Below are 19,525 nucleotides of genomic sequence, written 5' to 3'. Positions count from 1 at the left end.
CTCTCTGGTCTCGTGGGCTCGGAGATGTGTATAAGAGACAGGCCGTGCCCTCGTACTCGCTGCCCCCGTCCCGACAGGCGGGGGCAGCGGTGTGTGTGGCTGTGCGCACCCTTCAACTCGGCCGGGCGGAGCGGAACCCCGCAGCAGGGTTCAGCGTGCGCGCGGGGAGCAGTCTCCCTGACCTGCACCTCTACTCCGCCAACTCCCCGTCCTGAACCAACTTCACCCCCCGGCAACCCCCAAGCCGCCATCCCCCTGTTCCCGTCACCCAATATCCAACGGATCAACCCGAACCCTCACCGGCACCCTCCCCCCACGAGCCATCCGCGCCGCCTGCGCAGTCTTCAGCGCGTGCGCCAGTGCCATCCCGCTGCCCGGCGGCACTCGCACCAGCGCACGCACCTGCGGCCCCTCCCCCGCTCGCCCACGCCCCCGTTCGGCGGACTCGTGCAGCGGGACCGGACCGAGGATCTCCGCGTCCGGCGGAAGTTCGACCGCGCCGAGGAATTCCGCCACCGCTGCCTGTGGCCCGGCCACCGCCGCCATCCGGGAGACGGGTGGGAATCCCAGCTCGGACCGGTCGGCGTACTCGCGGAGGGCGTAGCCGACCGGGTCCCAGCGGACCAGGGCCTGTACGGGGGCGAGTGTCGGCTCGGCGACGATCACCACGGTGCCGCCCGCCGACTGGCCGCGGACCAGGGCGGAGGCGGACATCCAGCGCCACAGGGCCGTCTCGCCCGCCCGCAGGTCGGGGCGGTTGAGCAGGGCCCAGCCGTCGAGCAGGACGGCGGCCGCGTAACCGCCCTCGGCGACCGGTTCGGCGCCCGGGGTGGAGACGACCAGGGCGGGGGCGGCGTCCACGGTGTCCAGGACCTGTTCGCGGCCGGAGGTACGCACCGGGACCGACGGGAAGGCCCGGCCCAGTTCCTCGGCGGTCCGCCGCGCGCCGGTGACCTGGGCGCGCAGCCGGAACCCGCCGCACTCCTCGCAGTGCCAGTCGGCCTCCGGGCGCCCGCACCAGGCGCAGTGCAGCAGGGAGGACTCGGCCGCCTGGAGGGGGCCGGCGCACTGCCGGCAGCGGGCCGGTTCGCGGCACCGCTCGCAGGCCAGCCGGGGTACGTAACCGCGCCGGGGCACCTGGACGAGGACCGGTCCCTCGCGCAGTCCGTCGCGCAGGGCCTGCCAGGCGAGGGAGGGGAGCCGGGCCGTGCGGGCGGCCGCGTCGCGGGCGAGGTCGTGGTCGGCGATGGTCCGTACCCGGGGGGCGGCGGCCCGGGTGACCGCGCGATCGGCGGCGACGGGCACCGCCCAGCCGCTGTCGACGAGCTGGGCCGCCTCGACGGTGCAGCTCACCGAGCCGAGCAGGACGGCGGAGTTCTCGTGTGCCGCCCGCAGCATGAGCACTTCGCGGGCGTGCGGCTGGGGGGCGTGCTGCTCGCTGTGGTTCTCGTTGCCGTCGTCCCAGAGGGCGACCAGGCCGAGGTCGCGGACGGGCGCGAACATGGCGGCGCGGGTCCCGACCACCGCGCGCACCGAGCCCCGGTGGACGGCGAGCCACTGGCGGTACCGCTTCTGCGGGCCGGCGTCGGCCGTCAGCAGGGTGTGGTGGCCCTTGCCGAGGAGCGCCGTGAGGGCCGCGTCCACCCGCGCGGCGTGCCGCCCGTCGGGCAGGACGACGAGTGCTCCGCGACCGGAGGCCAGCGTCGCCGCCACGGCCCTGGCGAGTTCCTCGGCCCACTGCGGACCGGGCAGAGCCGTCCACACCGCCCGCGGTGCCCCGCCCCGCGCCAGCTCGGCCAGCAGTCCGGGCCCCGCCGGCCCGTACCGCTCCCAGCTCCCCGCCTCCGGTGCGGACGGCGGCGGCAGGGGGTCGGGCGAGGCCGCCGCCTCGGCCTTGGCGTTCCTCGGCGGAACCGCGAGCTGGAGGACGTCGGCGAGGCTGCCCGCGTACCGGTCGGCCACGGCGCGGGCGAGGCCGAGCAGTTCCTGGGTGAGCACCGGCTCGGGCGAGACCACCTGGGCCAGCGCGGCCAGCGGCCCGTCGTAGTCCGACTCGGCGAGCCGGTCGACGATGAACCCGCTGATCAGCCCGCCACCCTCGCGCCGCCCGGCGTGCACCCGCCCGGCCCCGGCGGAGAACCGCACCCGCACCCGCACCCCGGGCTGCGCCTCGGCGTCCAGCTCCTTGGGCACCGCGTAGTCGAAGTACCGGTCGAGGTGGAGCACACCCTTGTCCACCACGACCCGCGCCACCGGCAGATGCTCCGCCACATCGGCCCCGCGCCAGGTCCGCGGCTTGGCCTTCGGCGCCTTGGCCTGCCGCGCCATCTCCCGGACCAGCGCCAGCTGCTCCGGCTCCCTCCCGGACCGCTCCCCGGCCCCCTCATCCTCACTGCTCACGCCTGCATTCCTACCAGACCCCTCGGACACCGCCCGGGGCTCCGGGGCGGCCCGGCCCACCGAGGCCCTCTCGACAGTCCCGCCCCGGGCGGCTTCCCTGGAAACGCGAAACACTCGGCGGCTCTTGCCGTCGTTGTCGTCACCGGCCGACCCTTGTCAGGCGCGGGCCGGGGGCCCGTCGCCACGGCCGCGACTGGAGGGTGGGGACGTGCACGTACCGCCGAAGAGGTTCGGAGCGGAGTTACGACGGGCCAGGCACGAGAGGGGGATGACCCTCACCCGGCTCGCCTCGGCCGTGCACTACAGCAAGAGCCAGCTGAGCAAGATCGAGAACGGCCATCAGCGGCCGACCGCGCACCTCGCCCGGCGCTGCGAAGTGGAACTGGACTGCCCGGGACGGCTCATCGCCCTCCTGCCCGACCCGGCGACGCCCACCTCCCCGGCGGCCGCCGGACCACCGAGCCGCCGTCTCGTCCTCACGGCAGGTGCCGCGACCGTGCTGCTGGCAGGAGGTGCCCCGGGCGGCGCGGCCGCCTCGGCGCCCGGGGAACAGGCGGGGGACGGCTCGCTCGTCGACTCGGCGCGGGCGCTGCTCACCCACTTCCGCCGGATGGCTCAGAGCTGCCCGCCGCCCACCGTGCTGGTGCCCCTCGCCGAACAGACGCGCGCCCTGGTCGCCCTGGCGGCGGACTCGGGGAGCGGCGCGCGGAACGGCCTGCTCCTCGTCGCCGCCCGGTTCGCCGAGTTCACCGGCTGGATGGCGCAGGAGTCCGGCCACGACGAGGCGGCCCGGCGCTGGACCGACCACGCCGCGCGGCTCGCCTTCGACGGGGGCGACCACCAACTCGGGCACTACGGGCTGGTCCGGCGCGCCCTCATGGCCTACTACCGGGGCCACGCGTCCGAGACCGTCGCCCTCTCGGCCGCCGCCGGGGACCACCGGCTGGCCCCGCGCATCCGGGGCCTCGCCGCTCAGCAGGAGGCCGAGGGCCATGCCCTGGCCGGAGACCACGGCGCGAGTCTGCGCACGCTCGACCGGGCCCGGGACCTGCTGGCGGCGGCCGAGCGGGAGGAGGACCCCGCGCCGGTCGGAACCAGCCACCTCGCTGACCCGGTGACGATGTTCACCGGCTGGTGCCTCTACGATCTGGGCCGTCCGGCCGCGGCGGCGGAACACCTCGACGCGGCCTGCGCGGCACTGCCTCCCCAGGCCCATCGCAATCTCGCCCGCTACGGCGTCCGCAGGGCGCTCGCCCACGCTTCCGCCGGCGAGATCGACCACGCGTGCGCCCTTGCCAGAACCGCCCTGCCCAGCGCTTCCGCCGTGGCCTCGTACACGATCGGGCTCGACCTGCGCCGTCTGGCCGGGGTCCTCGGCCGCCACCGGGAGCACAGCGGGGTACGGGCGCTCGCCCCCGACCTCACCGCCGCGCTGACGCTCTCGGCCGCCGCGCGGACCGCGCCCCCGCTGCCGAAGCCCGCCTGACGCCGCGCGCTTCCCCCGTAGGTACTTCTCTCACCCATCCCATCCTCTGGAGAGGCGATCCGCCATGCCCCATGTCTTCATCAACTACCGGACCGGCGACGGGGAACAGGCGTCGGCCCATCTGGACGACGCGCTCCGCCAGCGGTTCGGCGACAACGCCTCGTTCCGCGACGGCCGTTCCATCAGCCTCGGCCGCACCTTCCAGGAGGAACTGCGCGAGAACGTACGCGCCTGTGAGGTCCTGCTCGTGCTGGCCGGCCCGGGTTGGTCGGCGCGGCCCGAGTTGTGGCGGGAGGGCGACTGGGTGCGCGAGGAAATCCTGGAAGCCCTCCGCAACGACGTCCTCATCGTGCCCGTGCTGCTCGGCCGGGGCACCGCACGGCCCGCCAGGGCGGACCTGCCGCCGGAGCTGGCCTCGGTCGCCGACCGCCAGTGCCTCACGTACGAGGCGCACCGGGCCGAGTACGACGTACCGGCCATCCTCCAGGCGCTCACCAAGGTGGTTCCCGCCTTTGCCGACGCGGAGGAGGAGCGCGCCCAGGCGACCGAGACCACCGCCAACCGGATGCGGGAGGTCGAGGGCGTGTCCGCCGTGCAGGCGGGCAGCGCCGGCGACATCAGCACCACGGTGAACGGCTCGACCGGAGCCGGCTCCACCACCACGCACTTCCACGCCGCCACCGGCTCCGTACACACCGGCTCCGGCAACCAGCACCTCCCCCAGTTCTCCGGCGACGGCCCCGTCAACTACACCGCCGACAACCACGGCACGGTCCACAACAGCTTCGGCAACCGCACCGCCGACCAGGAGAAGAGGTGACCCAGGCGGGGGCGACCCGGACCGACGTCGGCACCGCCTCGTTCGTCCACACCGGGCCCGGGAACATCTTCGTGGGCCCGGTGCCCCCGCCCCGGAAGCCGCCCCGGCGGCTCGCCCGCGAAGAGCTGCACTTCCACATGCGGCGCTTCGTCCGGCCCGCCGCCGCCAACGCGGCGTACGACACCCTGGCCCGCGACCGGCTGGTCGTGCTCACCGGCCCCGACGGCAGCGGGCGCCAGACGACCGGGAGGGTCCTGCTCGGTGAACTGCCCGGCAAAGAGGTGCCGTTCGAACTGGCCCCGGACATCGCCGAGAACGGGCACCACAGCCTCGACCCGGAGCAGATCCAGCCGGGCAACCGCTTGCTGCTGGACCTGACGGCGGCTCAGGAGGCGGCGCGTCAGGAGATGGCCGGGCAACTCCCGAGACTCTGGGAACGGGTGCGTGAGCAAGCCGGGTACCTGGTGGTCCTCCTTCCGGATACCGACCGGGAACTTCCGCACTATGTCGCCTCCCAGCTCCACCAGCTGGCTCCGCCCGACCGGACGGCCCTGCTCCGCCGCCGGCTTCGTTGTGAGGGCATGGACACCCGGGCCTGTTCGCCGGTCCCGGAGTCCCTGGCCACCTACCTCACGGCACGACCGCCCCTGCGCGACGTGGCGCGGCTCGCCCACGCGGTCGTCCGGTTGCGCGGACGCCACCGGCACGGCATTCACGGCATCACGGACACGCCGGAGCTGTTCGCCGAGTGGTGCGAGAAGGCACTCAGCACGCTCACCGACCCGCAGGCCGCCGTCGACGCCATCGTGGACAAGGTGACAAAGGCACACGAGCGGGCCTTCTGCTACGCGACTGCCCTGCTGGAGGGCGCGCGTACCGACACCGTGCACGCAGCGGCGCGCATCCTGATGACCGCCACGGCCACACCGGCCGACCCGCAGCCCCTGCTGGAGCAGAACGGCACGCACCACCTGCTCCGGACCATCGAGGCCGACCGCGACGGGGACCGTCACTCCTTCGCTCAGCAGGAGGTGTCGGAAGCCCTCTGCCGTCACCTCTGGAGCGACCGGCCGGATCTGCGGAGTGTCCTTCTCGACTGCGCCCCACAGCTACTGGCACTGCCCGCGCTCCACGAGCGGGAACGGGAGACCGCCGCGGGGCGCGTGGCGGAACTGATGACCGGCACCGAACCGGAGGGCGTCCTGCGGCAGCGGGTGGAAGGCTGGGCGGAACAGGACACGACCGGCTCGCTCACCGCCGCGACCGCACTCCTGGACCGGCTGGTCCAGCACCCGCTGAACGGTGCCGCCTGGCGACGCTGGGTCTACGACCGGGCGGGCGTCCGGACCCTCACCCCCGGGCTCCGGCAGGTCCTTACCCGAGTCTGTGCCACCACCATGGCCACCCGGTACCCGCGCTCCGCCCTGATCCGCCTGCATCGCCTCGCCGCCTCGGAGCCCGAGGGACAGGAGGCGACCCGTGCGCTCCTCGACCACGTGCGCGACGACGCACAGGCCCTGCACCACCTGCTGCACCGGCTCAGCCGCAGACTTGATGCCCCTGACAGGTACCCGAGCGACCTGGACCTCTTCCTCGCGGTGGCAGCCGACAGGAGTCTCCTGGCCCGGACGGTCACCGCGAGCGGCCTGAGCTGCTGGCGGTCGGTCTTCCGCAGGGCGGAGCCGGAGCGCTGGCGCCCCGCCGCCGCCCCGCTGCTCGGACCGGAGGCAGCGGCGGACACCCTGCGCTCGCTCATCGGGGCGGCAGGCCGAAACCACGCCACGCTCAACGCGCTGTACCTGACCGCCGTCGAGGCCGGCCCGCCCGCGCACGCGGACCGGGTCCTGCATCTGATCTGCGAAGCCCGGTCCCCACGTCCCCCTCGCCCCAAGGAGGAAACCGCACCATGACCACCGGCCAGAAGACCGTCTTCGGCTTCCTCGGCATCATCGCGACCCTTCTCGCGGTCATCCTGGGCCTCTGCCTGGGCTGGCCCCTGTGGATCTGGGGCCTGGTGGCGGCCCTGCTCTCGGGAGCCCTGCTGGCCGGTATGGCCTTCACCGGCCGGGCCCAGCGGGCGGAGCCCTTTCCGGAGGGCACTCTGATCGATCTGCCGGTACGCCCGGTGGAGCGCCGCGAGATCCAGCTCACCCGGGTGCGGCTGCCCAGCGCGGAACGGGACTACGGCTTCCTGCTCACCGCGACCGTGCGCTGGTACCCCCGCCCCGAGGCACCCGACCGGCCGATGGACGGTGGCGCGCTGGCCAGAGCCTCGGTCGTCCAGCGTGCCGAGGAGGTCACCCGTACCAGCGAACCGGGGCGCTGCTCCCTGGTACAGCACGAACTGAGCGCCGCTCTGGCCGTCATGCTCCCCGACCCGTACGACCTGGTGGACGCCCACGCCGTGGAGGTCACGCTGGCCCTGGACGACAGCGACCAGGAGCGGCTGGACCGGTTGGCCGCCATCCGCAAGGAGCAGGCGGTCTGGGAGCACGAACGACGCCACGAGCAGGACCGCCGGGAGTATCTGCACTCGGACGTACTGCGGGACACCGGCAGCGCCGTGGTGTGGTGGCTGACCCGCAACGGCGAGCAGATCGACCGGACCGTCGACGACCTCGGAGTCCTTGCGCAGCTCACGTCGGCGGCCAACAACGAGGAGATCCCGGATCTGCTGCGCGAACTGATCACCGAACCACCCGCGTCCGAACCGGTCTGGGGCGTGACGGACACGGCCCCGTCCGCCCCCCGCACAGCCGCCGACCTTCTCGGCGACTTCTTCCGGGAGACCGGGATCAACCCGGACGAGAACGAGAACGCGCTGATGGTCGACATGCTGGCGAGCGCGGCGGCGAAGAAGGACCCCCGAGCCGCCGAGGAGATCCGGCGCCGGTACGGGAGCATCCGGCGCACCGAGGAGGAGGCCGCGGCTCCTGACGTTCCCGCCCCCTCGCCGAACGGCGACGGCCCGACGCCCGCCGTGAACGGTGTGGGCCCGCACCCGGAATGACCCCTGACACGACTGAGGCCCGGCACCCCCGAAGGGAAGCCGGGCCTCAGCCACGTCACTCCGCGCGGGTCAGACCCCCGCGGCCTTGCGCAGGGCCTCGACGCGGGTCGGCTGCTCCCAGGTGAACTCGGGGAGGGCGCGGCCGAAGTGGCCGTAGGCGGCCGTCTTGGCGTAGATGGGGCGGAGGAGGTCGAGGTCGCGGATGATCGCGGCCGGGCGGAGGTCGAAGACCTCGCTGATGGCGCTCTCGATCTTCTCGGGGTCGACGGTGGCGGTGCCGAAGGTCTCGACGAAGAGGCCGACCGGCTCGGCCTTGCCGATGGCGTAGGCGACCTGGACCTCGCAGCGCGAGGCCAGACCGGCGGCGACGACGTTCTTGGCGACCCAGCGCATGGCGTAGGCGGCCGAGCGGTCGACCTTGGACGGGTCCTTGCCGGAGAAGGCACCGCCCCCGTGGCGGGCCATGCCGCCGTAGGTGTCGATGATGATCTTGCGGCCGGTGAGGCCGGCGTCGCCCATCGGGCCGCCGATCTCGAAGCGGCCGGTCGGGTTGACCAGCAGGCGGTAGCCCTCGGTGTCCAGCTTGATGCCGTCGTCCAGGAGCGCCTTCAGCTCCGGCTCCACGACGAACTCGCGGATGTCGGGTGCCAGCAGCGAGTCGAGGTCGATGTCGGAGGCGTGCTGCGAGGAGACGACGACCGTGTCGAGGCGGGCGGCCTTGTCACCGTCGTACTCGATGGTGACCTGGGTCTTCCCGTCCGGGCGCAGGTAGGGGATGGTGCCGTTCTTGCGGACCTCGGAGAGGCGGCGCGAGAGCCGGTGCGCCAGGTGGATCGGGAGCGGCATGAGCTCGGGCGTCTCGTCGCAGGCGTAGCCGAACATCAGGCCCTGGTCGCCCGCGCCCTGCCGGTCCAGCTCGTCTTCTTCTTCACCTTCGGCGGCACCTCCGACCCGATGCTCGTACGCCGCGTCGACACCCTGCGCGATGTCGGGCGACTGGGAGCCGATGGAGACGGAGACTCCGCAGGAGGCGCCGTCGAAGCCCTTCTTGGAGGAGTCGTAGCCGATCTCCAGGATCTTCTCGCGCACGAGCTGCGCGATCGGCGCGTAGGCCTTGGTCGTGACCTCACCGGCGACGTGCACGAGGCCGGTGGTGATCAACGTCTCCACGGCGACGCGGGAGGAGGGGTCCTCCCGCAGCAGCGCGTCGAGGATCGTGTCGCTGATCTGGTCAGCGATCTTGTCGGGGTGACCCTCGGTCACGGACTCCGAGGTGAAGAGACGGCGGGACACATCGCTCCCTGTGGTTGCAGCGGCTGCTGGCTGATCATGGCCGGACCGTCCGGGAGCTGCGCCCGGCACGGTCCGACGGCAGTTTATCGGTCACAACGCGCCGCCGGGCCAGTTGTCTCGCCTCTTGGGAGCTCTGTGACCAGCGGCACGGCCTTGATCGATACGGAATGTCTCCCTCACAGGCGGCCATTCGTACCGTTTCCACCAGGTTCGGACAGACCTGGTGGGGGGAGTCTGGCACTCATCCCAGGCGGTTGGCCACCAGGTCCCACACCGTGTCGGCGAGGTTCTCCTTACGGCCGTACGGGACGGGGGTCTCGCTGCCGTCCGCGGCGAGGACCACGGCCTCGCTCTCCTCGGCCCCGAAGGTCTTGTTCTCGCCGACCTCGTTGACCACCAGCAGGTCGCACCCCTTGCGGCGGAGCTTGGCCCGGCCGTTGGCGAGGATGTCGTCGGTCTCGGCGGCGAAGCCGACGATCAGCTGGCCGGGCCGGGCCCGGTCGGCGGCCAGCTCGGCCAGGATGTCCGGGTTGCGGACCAGCGCGACCGGCTCGGGCTCCTTGCCCTCCTGCTTCTTGATCTTCCCGGTGGCGTAGGCGGCGGGCCGGAAGTCGGCCACGGCCGCGGCCATCACCACGGCGTCGGCCGTGCCCGCGGCCTGCCGGACGGCGTCGCGCAGTTCCCTCGCCGTGGTGACGTGGACGACGTCGACCCCGGCCGGGTCGGGCAGGGCGGCGTTGGCCGAGAGCAGCGTCACCCGGGCGCCGCGGGCGGCGGCGGTGCGGGCCAGGGCGTACCCCTGCTTGCCGGAGGAGCGGTTGCCGAGGAAGCGGACCGGGTCGAGCGGCTCGCGGGTGCCGCCGGCGCTGACGACGACGTGGCGTCCGGCCAGGTCGCGGTCGGCGGTGCCGCGCTCGCCGACCCGCAGGCAGAGTTCGTAGATCTCGCCGGGGTCGGGCAGCCGGCCCTTGCCGCTGTCGGCGCCGGTGAGGCGGCCGACGGCCGGTTCGATCACGACGGCGCCGCGGCGGCGCAGGGTGGCGACGTTCTCCCGGGTGGCGGGGTGCTCCCACATCTCGGTGTGCATCGCGGGGGCGAAGACCACCGGGCAGCGGGCGGTCAGCAGGGTGTTGGTGAGCAGGTCGTCGGCGAGGCCGTGGGCGGCCTTGGCGAGGACGTCGGCGGTGGCCGGGGCGACGACGACGAGGTCGGCCTGCTGGCCGATGCGGACGTGCGGGACCTCGTGCACGTCGTCCCAGACCTCGGTGGAGACGGGCTGCCCGGAGAGGGCCGCCCAGGTCGGGGCGCCGACGAAGTGGAGCGCGGAGGCGGTGGGCACCACCCGGACCGCATGGCCGGCCTCGGTGAACCTGCGCAGCAGCTCGCACGCCTTGTAGGCGGCGATGCCGCCGGTGACCCCGAGGACGACCCTGAGTCCGTCCCGTCCGCCGCCCCGCGTCCCGTCGGCTGCCGCCACGTCGTCCGCCACCACGTCTCCTCGCCTGTCGTGTCTCGGCTCCGGACGCCTCGATCGGGGCTTCCGGGGGCCCGGGCCCCGGGTACGGGGCCGCCTGGCACCCTATGACACACCACGGGCCCGGCAGCAGTGCTGCCGGGCCCGTGGTGTGCGGGTGCGGTGACGCCGCCGACCAGGTCTTACTGGACGGGGCCCTCGACGGCCTCGGAGGTCAGCAGGCCGGCGTTGATCTCGCGGAGCGCGATCGACAGGGGCTTCTCGTGCACGTGGGTGTCCACCAGCGGACCGACGTACTCCAGCAGGCCCTCGCCGAGCTGCGAGTAGTAGGCGTTGATCTGACGGGCGCGCTTGGCCGCGTAGATCACGAGGCTGTACTTGGAGTCCGTGGCCTCAAGCAGCTCGTCGATCGGCGGGTTGATGATGCCCTCGGGCGTGGTGATGGGAGAGGACACTCTCTAGCCTTCCGAAGAAACTTCTGGGGGACTGCCCGCCGTCGCGGTCCGGTCTCCGGCGCGGCCCGCGGGGCGGGTGCCGGGATCAGGGGCCTCACCGACGGTGGGGCAGGGGATCACAATGAATCACACGATGGATCAGAGAATCTCCATCAAGGCTAGCAGCTCGACGGCGACCGCCTCGACGGAGGTGTTGACCAGGGTGGTGTCGAACTCCGCCTCGGCGGCCAGTTCGATCCTGGCGGCCGCCAGACGGCGCTCGATCACCTCGGCCGACTCGGTGCCGCGCCCGGTGAGGCGGCGGACCAGTTCTTCCCAGCTCGGCGGGGCGAGGAAGACCAGCTGCGCGTCGGCCATCGACTCCTTGACCTGCCGGGCGCCCTGGAGGTCGATCTCCAGCAGGACCGGCTCACCGGCCTCCAGGCGGTCCAGCACGGCGCGCCGGGGCGTGCCGTAGCGGTTGCCGGCGAACTCGGCCCATTCGAGCAGCTCGCCGTTGGCGATCAGCTTGTCGAACTCCTCGTCCGAGACGAAGAAGTACTGGACTCCGTGCTTTTCGCCCGGCCGGGGCTTGCGCGTGGTGGCGGAGACCGAGAGCCAGACCTCGGGGTGCTCCTTGCGCATATGAGCGACGACCGTGCTCTTGCCGACCCCGGAGGGGCCGGAGAGCACGGTCAGTCGCGGACGTGCGTCCGGGGGTACGGGGGAGGTCCCCCGGGGTGTTGCTGCCATGGGGCGATTATTCCAGCTTCCCGGCCTGGACCGGAAAGCAGGCTCGCGTCAGGCCGGGGAGCCCCCGAACTCCCGCTCCAGGGAGGCGATCTGGTTGGAGCCGAGACCGCGCACACGGCGGCTCTCGGAGATGCCGAGCCGCTCCATGATCTGCTTGGCCCGGACCTTGCCCACGCCCGGGAGCGATTCGAGGAGGGCGGAGACCTTCATCTTGCCGATGACGTCGTTCTCCTGGCCCTGCTTGATGACCTCGTGCAGCGAGGCGCCGGAGTGCTTGAGTCGATTCTTGACCTCGGCCCGCTCCCGGCGAGCCGCGGCGGCCTTTTCGAGCGCGGCTGCGCGCTGTTCAGGGGTAAGGGGCGGAAGAGCCACGCCTACGTCACCTCGGATATCGAACTGTCGGATACGAATCCGGCGCAGGACCGATCGGTCCCCCACCGGGGCTGAACGGAGCAACGCGCTTGCTCCGTCGCTCTCGGTGGAGACTAGCGGCCATGGCGTCCCGAGTCAGCGAGAACAGTCGAAAAGTCCTGGTCAGGATCGTCAAGCGGTCCCAGGTATACGACATTCACGACATAAGGGCCGAGATTTTCGGGGTGAAGGGCGCCGCGTCGCGTCGACAACGCGTCAACAGAGCGCCGCCACACCTCCTCCACGAGGATGCGGAACCGCCGCGAGGGCCCTTCACCACGGATATTTTGGTTGAACATTGCAGTTCCGGGGCCGGGACGGGGCGGACCGGCCGCCCCATCCGGACGCCCGGACGCGCGGCTCACGCCACCGCGGCCCGGATCTCGTCGGCGAACCGCTCGGCCGCACCGCGCAGCGCGGCGACATCCGGACCGTGGCGCAGGACGCCACGGCTGACGTTGGGCACCACGAGGTGGGCGGCGGGCCCGAAGACCTTCGGGAGATCGGCCGCCGTCGCCCCCTGCGCCCCGATGCCGGGGGCCAGCAGCGGCCCGCCGATCTCCAGGTCGTACGAGGAGAGGTCGCCCAGGGTCGCGCCGACCACCGCGCCGAAGGAGCCCATCGGGGCGGCGCCCTCGTTGTCGCGGGCGAGGTGGGCCAGCATCGTGGCGCCGACGGTACGGCCGTCGGGGCGCACCGCGTGCTGGACCTCGGCGCCCTCCGGGTTGGAGGTGAGGGCGAGCACGAAGAGGCCGCTGCCGCTCTCGCGGGCCAGTTCCACGGCCGGGGCCAGCGAGCCGTAGCCGAGGTAGGGCGAGACGGTGAGGGCGTCGCTGAAGAGGGGGGCGCCGGGGCTCAGGTAGGTCTGGGCGTAGGCGGTCATGGTGGAGCCGATGTCGCCGCGCTTGGCGTCCATGATCACCAGCGTCCCGGCGTCCCGCAGCTCGGCGACGGCGCCTTCGAGAACGGCCAGGCCCCGCGAGCCGAACCGCTCGAAGAAGGCGCTCTGCGGCTTCACCGAGGCGACGTGCCCGGCGAGCGCGTCGACACTCGCCCGGGTGAACGCGGTCAGCCCCGCGACGTCGTCCCCGAGCCCCCAGTCGGCGAGGAGCGAGGGGTGCGGGTCGATGCCGACGCAGAGCGGCCCGTACGTGTCCATGGCGCGGCGCAGCCGGGCGCCGAAGGGGGCGGGGGCGGCGGGCGGGGTCGTCGTCATGCGGCGGCGTCCTTCCGGGTGTCGGCGCCGACGGCCTCGGCGAGGGTGGCGTGGGGGCTGTCGGCGAGGAGCTCGGCCAGGCCCCGGTGGACGGCGCGGGCGTAGCCGGGGCCGGTGTAGATGAAGGCGCTGTAGCCCTGGACCAGGGTGGCCCCGGCGAGGATGCGCCGCCAGGCGTCCTCGGCGGTCTCCACTCCCCCGACGCCGACCAGGGTCAGGCGGTCGCCGACGCGGGCGTACAGGCGGCGGAGCACCTCCAGGGAGCGGGCCTTCAGGGGCGCGCCGGAGAGGCCGCCGGTCTCGGCGACCAGGGCGGGGTCGGCGGTGAGGCCGAGGCCCTCGCGGGCGATGGTGGTGTTGGTGGCGATGATGCCGTCCAGGCCGAGTTCGACGGCGAGGTCGGCGACGGCGTCGATGTCCTCGTCGGCGAGGTCGGGGGCGATCTTGACCAGCAGCGGGACGCGGCGGCCGGGGACCGAGCGGTCGGCGGCCTCGCGGACGGCGGTGAGCAGCGGGCGCAGGTGGCCGACGGCCTGGAGGTCGCGCAGGCCGGGGGTGTTGGGCGAGGAGACGTTGACGACGAGGTAGTCGGCGTGGGCGGCGAGCCGCTCGGTGGAGGTGACGTAGTCGGCGACGGCCTCGGCCTCGGGGACGGCCTTGGTCTTGCCGATGTTGACGCCGACGGTGGTGCGGAAGACCGGGCGGCGGCCGGTGAGGCGGGCCGCGACGGCGGCGGAGCCCTCGTTGTTGAAGCCCATGCGGTTGATCAGCGCGCGGTCCTCGACCAGGCGGAAGAGGCGCTTGGGCGGGTTGCCCGGCTGGGCCTGGCCGGTGACGGTGCCGATCTCGACGTGGTCGAAGCCGAGCATGGCCATGCCGTCGATGCCGACCGCGTTCTTGTCGAAGCCGGCGGCGAGGCCGAAGGGGCCGTGCATGCGCAGGCCGAGCGCCTCGGTCCGCAGCTCCTGGTGGCGGGGGGCGAAGTACGCGGCGACGAAGGTCCGCACCACCGGGACGCGGGCGGCGAGCCGGATCCAGCGGAAGGCGAGGTGGTGGGCGCGCTCGGCGTCCAGGCGCCGGAAGAACAGGCGGAAGAAGAGCGGGTACATGCGGGACGTCCTCGTCGGGGGCGGGGCGGGGGCCTCATGAAGAGGGGGACACCGTTTCCGGTGTCCCCCTCGGGGCGGTCAGCGGGCGGCGGTGAGCCGCTCGGCGTGTTCCTGGAGGGAACGGACGCCGACGTCGCCGTGGTGCAGGGCGTCGATGCCCTGGACGGCGGCGGCCAGCGCCTGGACCGTGGTCAGGCAGGGCACCGCCCGGGCGACCGCCGCGGTGCGGATGTCGTACCCGTCGAGGCGGCCGCCGGTGCCGTACGGGGTGTTGACGATGAGGTCGACCTCGCCGTCGTGGATCAGCTGGACGATGGTCTTCTCGCCGTCGGGGCCCTCGCCCTCGGACTGCTTGCGGACCACGGTGGCCTTGATGCCGTTGCGGCCGAGCACCTCGGCGGTGCCGGAGGTGGCGAGCAGTTCGAAGCCGTGGGCGACCAGTTCCCGGGCGGGGAAGATCATCGACCGCTTGTCCCGGTTGGCGACCGAGATGAAGGCGCGGCCCTTGGTGGGCAGCGGGCCGTACGCCCCGGCCTGGGACTTGGCGTAGGCGGTGCCGAAGACGGCGTCGATGCCCATGACCTCGCCGGTCGAGCGCATCTCCGGGCCGAGGACGGTGTCCACGCCGCGGCCGTGGATATCGCGGAAGCGGCTCCACGGCATGACGGCCTCCTTGACGGAGATCGGCGCGTCGGCCGGCAGGGTGCCGCCGTCGCCGGCCGCCGGGAGCAGCCCCTCGGCGCGCAGCTCGGCGACGGTGGCGCCGAGCGAGATGCGGGCCGCCGCCTTGGCCAGCGGCACCGCGGTGGCCTTCGAGGTGAAGGGCACGGTCCGCGAGGCGCGCGGGTTGGCCTCCAGGACGTAGAGGATGTCGCCGGAGAGGGCGAACTGGATGTTGATCAGTCCGCGCACCCCGACGCCCCGGGCGATGGCCTCGGTGGAGGCGCGCAGCCGCTTGATGTCGTAGCCGCCGAGGGTGATCGGGGGCAGGGCGCACGCCGAGTCGCCGGAGTGGATGCCGGCCTCCTCGATGTGCTCCATGACGCCGCCGAGGTACAGCTCGGTGCCGTCGTAGAGGGCGTCGACGTCGATCTCGATGGCGTCGTCGAGGAAGCGGTCGACCAGGACCGGCCGCGAGGGGCTGATCTCGGTGGACTCGTCGATGTACGCGGAGAGCCGGGCCTCGTCGTAGACGATCTCCATGCCGCGGCCGCCGAGGACGTAGCTCGGGCGGACCAGGACCGGGTAGCCGATCTCGTCGGCGATGGCCTTGGCCTCGTCGAAGGTGGTGGCGGTGCCGTGCTTGGGGGCGGGCAGCCCGGCCTCGGCGAGGACGCGGCCGAAGGCGCCGCGGTCCTCGGCGGCGTGGATCGCCTCCGGCGGGGTGCCGACGACGGGCACGCCGTTGTCCTTGAGGGCCTGGGCGAGGCCGAGCGGGGTCTGGCCGCCGAGCTGGACGATGACGCCCGCGACGGGTCCTGCCTGCTGCTCGGCGTGGACGATCTCCAGGACGTCCTCCAGGGTGAGCGGCTCGAAGTAGAGCCGGTCGGAGGTGTCGTAGTCGGTGGAGACGGTCTCCGGGTTGCAGTTGACCATGACGGTCTCGTACCCGGCGTCGGAGAGCGCGAAGGAGGCGTGGACGCAGGAGTAGTCGAACTCGATGCCCTGGCCGATGCGGTTCGGGCCGGAGCCCAGGATGATCACCGCGGGCTTCTCGCGCGGCGCGACCTCGCTCTCCTCGTCGTAGGAGGAGTAGAAGTACGGGGTCTTCGCGGCGAACTCGGCGGCGCAGGTGTCGACCGTCTTGTAGACCGGGCGGACGCCGAGGGCGTGCCGGACCTCGCGGACGACGTCCTCGCGCAGGCCGCGCAGGGCGGCGATCTGGCTGTCGGAGAAGCCGTGGCGCTTGGCGTGGGCGAGCAGCTCGGGGGTCAGCTCGCGCGCCTCGGCCAGCTCGTCGGCGGTCTCCTTGACGAGGAAGAGCTGGTCGGTGAACCAGGGGTCGATCTTCGTCGCGGCGAAGACCTCCTCCTGGGTGGCACCGGCCCGGATCGCCTCCATGACGGTGTTGATGCGGCCGTCGGTGGGGCGGACCGCCTCGCGCAGCAGCGCGTCCTTGTCGCCGGTGGGGCCGGTGAAGGCGAACTGGCTGCCCTTCTTCTCCAGCGAGCGGAGCGCCTTCTGGAGCGCCTCGGTGAAGTTCCGGCCGATCGCCATGGCCTCGCCCACCGACTTCATGGTGGTGGTGAGGGTGGAGTCGGCGGAGGGGAACTTCTCGAAGGCGAAGCGGGGGGCCTTGACGACGACGTAGTCGAGCGTCGGCTCGAAGGAGGCCGGGGTCTGCTCGGTGATGTCGTTGGGGATCTCGTCGAGGGTGTAGCCGACGGCGAGCTTGGCGGCGATCTTGGCGATCGGGAAGCCGGTCGCCTTGGAGGCGAGCGCCGAGGAGCGGGAGACGCGCGGGTTCATCTCGATGACGATGATCCGGCCGTCCTCGGGATTGACCGCGAACTGGATGTTGCAGCCGCCGGTGTCGACGCCGACCTCGCGGATGATCGCGATGCCGATGTCCCGCAGCCGCTGGTACTCGCGGTCGGTGAGGGTCATGGCGGGGGCGACGGTGATGGAGTCGCCGGTGTGCACGCCCATCGGGTCGAAGTTCTCGATGGAGCAGACGACCACGACGTTGTCGTTGCGGTCGCGCATCAGCTCCAGCTCGTACTCCTTCCACCCCAGGATCGATTCTTCGAGGAGCACCTCGGTGGTGGGCGAGAGGGTCAGGCCCTGCCCGGCGATGCGGCGCAGCTCCTCCTCGTCGTGGGCGAAGCCGGAGCCGGCGCCGCCCATGGTGAAGGAGGGGCGGACGACGACCGGGTAGCCGCCCAGCTCCTCGACGCCGGCGAGGACGTCGTCCATGGAGTGGCAGATGACCGAGCGGGCGGACTCGCCGTGGCCGATCTTCTCGCGGACGGCCTCGACGACGCCCTTGAAGAGGTCGCGGTCCTCGCCCTTGTTGATCGCCTCGACGTTGGCGCCGATCAGCTCGACGCCGTACTCGTCGAGGATTCCGGCGCCGTGCAGGGAGATCGCGGTGTTGAGCGCGGTCTGGCCGCCGAGGGTGGGCAGGAGGGCGTCGGGGCGCTCCTTGGCGATGATCTTCTCAACGTACTCGGGGGTGATCGGCTCGACGTACGTGGCGTCGGCGATCTCCGGGTCGGTCATGATCGTCGCCGGGTTGGAGTTGACCAGGATGACGCGCAGGCCCTCGGCCTTGAGCACGCGGCAGGCCTGGGTGCCGGAGTAGTCGAACTCGGCGGCCTGGCCGATGACGATCGGGCCGGAGCCGATGACCAGGACGGACTGGATATCGGAGCGCTTAGGCACGCTGGCCCTCCATCAGGGTGACGAAACGGTCGAAGAGGTAGGCGGCGTCGTGCGGGCCGGCCGCTGCTTCGGGGTGGTACTGGACGGAGAAGGCGGGCCGGTCGAGCAGGCGCAGGCCCTCCACCACGTTGTCGTTGAGGCAGACGTGGGAGACCTCGGCGCGGCCGTAGGGGGTCTCGGAGACCTTGTCGAGGGGCGCGTCGACGGCGAAGCCGTGGTTGTGCGCGGTGACCTCGACCTTGCCGGTGGAGCGGTCCTGGACGGGCTGGTTGATGCCCCGGTGGCCGTACTTCAGCTTGAAGGTGCCGAAGCCGAGGGCGCGGCCGAGGATCTGGTTGCCGAAGCAGATGCCGAAGAGCGGCGTGCCCCGCTCCAGGACGGCGCGCATCAGCGCGACCGGGTGGTCGGCGGTGGCGGGGTCGCCGGGGCCGTTGGAGAAGAAGACACCGTCGGGCTTGACGGCCCAGATGTCCTCGGCGGTGGCAGTGGCCGGCAGCACGTGCACCTCGATGCCGCGCTCGGCCATCCGGTGCGGGGTCATCCCCTTGATGCCGAGGTCGACGGCGGCGACGGTGAACTTCTTCTCGCCGATCGCCGGGACCACGTACGCCTGCTCGGTGGCGACCTCGGCGGAGAGGTCGGCGCCCTTCATCTCGGGGGCCTGGCGGACCCGCTCCACCAGGGCGGCCTCGTCGGCGAGCTGCTCGCCGGAGAAGATGCCGACGCGCATGGCGCCGCGCTCGCGCAGGTGGCGGGTGAGGGCGCGGGTGTCGACGCCGGAGATGCCGACGACGCCCTGCCGCTCCAGCTCCTCGTCGAGGGAGCGCTGGGAGCGCCAGTTGGAGGCGCGGCGGGCGGGGTCGCGGACGACGTAGCCGGAGACCCAGATCCTGCGGGACTCGGGGTCCTCGTCGTTGACGCCGGTGTTGCCGACGTGCGGGGCCGTCATGACGACGACCTGGCGGTGGTAGGAGGGGTCGGTCAGGGTCTCCTGGTAGCCGGTCATGCCGGTGGAGAACACCGCCTCACCGAAGGTCTCCCCCACGGCCCCGTAGGCGCGGCCGCGGAAGGTGCGGCCGTCCTCCAGGACGAGTACGGCGGGAGCCTGGCCGGCTCCCCGGGTGGAGGTCGTCATCGTGCGGTGCCTTCCGTCGTGCGGTCGTGGTGCGGGTGGGGGGCGGCGGACGCGGCGGCGGCGTCCTCGGCCTCCAGGGTGCCGAGGGCCTTGACCCAGGTGGGGTGCTCGGCGGCCCGGTCGGAGCGGAAGCCGGAGTCGATCACCTGGTCCCCGTGGGTCCAGGTGACGACCAGCAGGCCGCCCTCGGGCAGGACCTTGCCGGCGATGCCCTTGTCGAGGCGGGCGCCGAGGAGGGCCTCGGCGGGGACGAAGAAGCCGGCGGCGCCGGGGCGGACCACGTCGAGCCCCTCGGGGTGGAGGGTCAGCTCGGCGCGGCTGCGGGTGCCCAGGCCCCCGGCGACGATCCGGTCCAGCCACTGCCCCGCGGTGGTGGAGCCGTGGTAGCGGCCGGTCAGGGTGAGGGTGGCCGGGGCGAGGCCCTCGGGGGTGGTGTGCAGCTCGGGCAGGCCGGACTGGAGGGTCCCGCGCCACTTCCACCCTTCGCGCATCAGCCAGTAGACGAGGGCGACGAAGAGGGCGAGGCCGACGAGCCAGCCGATGCGCGCGGCCCAGTCCGTCACCTCCGCCGACTTCTGCTCGGCGGCCAGAGTCATCAGT

15 protein-coding genes are annotated in these 19,525 nt (G+C 72.8%); 4 read left to right on the top strand and 11 right to left on the bottom strand.

Annotated features, from left to right (window positions below; genetic code table 11):
- Positions 1-264 precede the first annotated feature (264 nt).
- Positions 265-2,400: a primosomal protein N' gene (locus IF45_RS0116580; protein WP_030308109.1), complete on the bottom strand. Its 2,136-nt coding sequence runs from the start codon at positions 2,398-2,400 to the stop codon at positions 265-267.
- Positions 2,401-2,608: 208 nt separating this feature from the next.
- Here IF45_RS0116580 and IF45_RS0116575 point away from each other — a divergent pair, with 208 nt between their 5' ends.
- The 4 genes from IF45_RS0116575 to IF45_RS0116560 all read left to right on the top strand — a co-directional run bounded on the left by IF45_RS0116575 (position 2,609) and on the right by IF45_RS0116560 (position 7,716).
- The gene (locus tag IF45_RS0116575) at positions 2,609-3,886 is read left to right on the top strand and encodes a helix-turn-helix domain-containing protein (RefSeq protein ID WP_030308108.1); all 1,278 of its coding nucleotides are present in this window, start codon (positions 2,609-2,611) and stop codon (positions 3,884-3,886) included.
- A 64-nt stretch (positions 3,887-3,950) separates the two neighbouring features.
- Positions 3,951-4,706 (top strand): toll/interleukin-1 receptor domain-containing protein, encoded by a 756-nt coding sequence (locus IF45_RS0116570; RefSeq protein WP_030308107.1) that lies wholly within the window; start codon positions 3,951-3,953, stop codon positions 4,704-4,706.
- Positions 4,703-6,616, top strand: a complete 1,914-nt coding sequence (locus tag IF45_RS0116565) for a hypothetical protein (protein WP_030308106.1) — start codon at positions 4,703-4,705, stop codon at positions 6,614-6,616. The genes IF45_RS0116570 and IF45_RS0116565 overlap by 4 nt, the downstream gene beginning before the upstream one ends.
- Entirely contained in the window at positions 6,613-7,716 is a 1,104-nt protein-coding gene (locus IF45_RS0116560; protein WP_010636543.1) for a hypothetical protein, read from the top strand. The genes IF45_RS0116565 and IF45_RS0116560 overlap by 4 nt, the downstream gene beginning before the upstream one ends.
- 69 nt (positions 7,717-7,785) lie before the next feature.
- Here the strand turns inward: IF45_RS0116560 and metK are convergent, their stop codons facing one another.
- From metK to IF45_RS0116510, 10 genes are all read right to left on the bottom strand, one after another.
- Positions 7,786-9,009 carry a methionine adenosyltransferase gene (gene metK, locus IF45_RS0116555; protein ID WP_008406419.1) on the bottom strand — a complete coding sequence of 408 codons (1,224 nt, stop codon included), beginning with the start codon at positions 9,007-9,009 and terminating at the stop codon, positions 7,786-7,788.
- Between the two features lie 241 nt (positions 9,010-9,250).
- Complete coding sequence (coaBC, locus tag IF45_RS0116550; RefSeq protein ID WP_030308104.1) at positions 9,251-10,498, bottom strand: bifunctional phosphopantothenoylcysteine decarboxylase/phosphopantothenate--cysteine ligase CoaBC; 1,248 nt, start codon at positions 10,496-10,498, stop codon at positions 9,251-9,253.
- Positions 10,499-10,665: 167 nt separating this feature from the next.
- Positions 10,666-10,938: a DNA-directed RNA polymerase subunit omega gene (gene rpoZ, locus IF45_RS0116545; RefSeq protein ID WP_003947021.1), complete on the bottom strand. Its 273-nt coding sequence runs from the start codon at positions 10,936-10,938 to the stop codon at positions 10,666-10,668.
- 138 nt (positions 10,939-11,076) lie between these two features.
- Entirely contained in the window at positions 11,077-11,670 is a 594-nt protein-coding gene (gene gmk, locus IF45_RS0116540) for a guanylate kinase (RefSeq protein ID WP_003947022.1), read from the bottom strand.
- Positions 11,671-11,718: 48 nt separating this feature from the next.
- Positions 11,719-12,042, bottom strand: a complete 324-nt coding sequence (locus tag IF45_RS0116535; RefSeq protein WP_003970367.1) for an integration host factor — start codon at positions 12,040-12,042, stop codon at positions 11,719-11,721.
- 400 nt (positions 12,043-12,442) lie between these two features.
- A complete protein-coding gene (gene pyrF / locus IF45_RS0116530; RefSeq protein WP_003947025.1) occupies positions 12,443-13,297 on the bottom strand; it encodes an orotidine-5'-phosphate decarboxylase in 855 nt (284 codons plus the stop codon).
- Positions 13,294-14,406, bottom strand: a complete 1,113-nt coding sequence (locus IF45_RS0116525) for a quinone-dependent dihydroorotate dehydrogenase (RefSeq protein WP_018471467.1) — start codon at positions 14,404-14,406, stop codon at positions 13,294-13,296. Before IF45_RS0116525 ends, pyrF begins: the two co-directional genes overlap by 4 nt.
- Before the next feature lie 78 nt (positions 14,407-14,484).
- Complete coding sequence (gene carB / locus IF45_RS0116520) at positions 14,485-17,790, bottom strand: carbamoyl-phosphate synthase large subunit (protein ID WP_030308102.1); 3,306 nt, start codon at positions 17,788-17,790, stop codon at positions 14,485-14,487.
- Positions 17,783-18,925 (bottom strand): glutamine-hydrolyzing carbamoyl-phosphate synthase small subunit, encoded by a 1,143-nt coding sequence (carA, locus tag IF45_RS0116515; RefSeq protein WP_008406435.1) that lies wholly within the window; start codon positions 18,923-18,925, stop codon positions 17,783-17,785. The genes carB and carA overlap by 8 nt, the downstream gene beginning before the upstream one ends.
- On the bottom strand, positions 18,922-19,521 hold the full coding sequence (locus IF45_RS0116510) for a PH-like domain-containing protein (protein WP_030308100.1): 600 nt from the start codon (positions 19,519-19,521) through the stop codon (positions 18,922-18,924). Before IF45_RS0116510 ends, carA begins: the two co-directional genes overlap by 4 nt.
- Positions 19,522-19,525 lie beyond the last annotated feature (4 nt).

Source organism: Streptomyces albidoflavus (genome assembly GCF_000719955.1).
Classification (GTDB): domain Bacteria; phylum Actinomycetota; class Actinomycetes; order Streptomycetales; family Streptomycetaceae; genus Streptomyces; species Streptomyces albidoflavus.
Note: the sequence above shows the minus strand (reverse complement) of the source record. Positions and strands in the feature narration are given on the sequence as shown.

Coding starts and splice junctions, on each gene's coding strand:
- IF45_RS0116570 (WP_030308107.1), top strand. CDS start 3,951: ATGCCCCATGTCTTCATCAACTACCGGACCGGCGACGGGGAACAGGCG.
- IF45_RS0116560 (WP_010636543.1), top strand. CDS start 6,613: ATGACCACCGGCCAGAAGACCGTCTTCGGCTTCCTCGGCATCATCGCG.
- gmk (WP_003947022.1), bottom strand. CDS start 11,670: ATGGCAGCAACACCCCGGGGGACCTCCCCCGTACCCCCGGACGCACGT.
- pyrF (WP_003947025.1), bottom strand. CDS start 13,297: ATGACGACGACCCCGCCCGCCGCCCCCGCCCCCTTCGGCGCCCGGCTG.
- IF45_RS0116525 (WP_018471467.1), bottom strand. CDS start 14,406: ATGTACCCGCTCTTCTTCCGCCTGTTCTTCCGGCGCCTGGACGCCGAG.
- carA (WP_008406435.1), bottom strand. CDS start 18,925: ATGACGACCTCCACCCGGGGAGCCGGCCAGGCTCCCGCCGTACTCGTC.
- IF45_RS0116510 (WP_030308100.1), bottom strand. CDS start 19,521: ATGACTCTGGCCGCCGAGCAGAAGTCGGCGGAGGTGACGGACTGGGCC.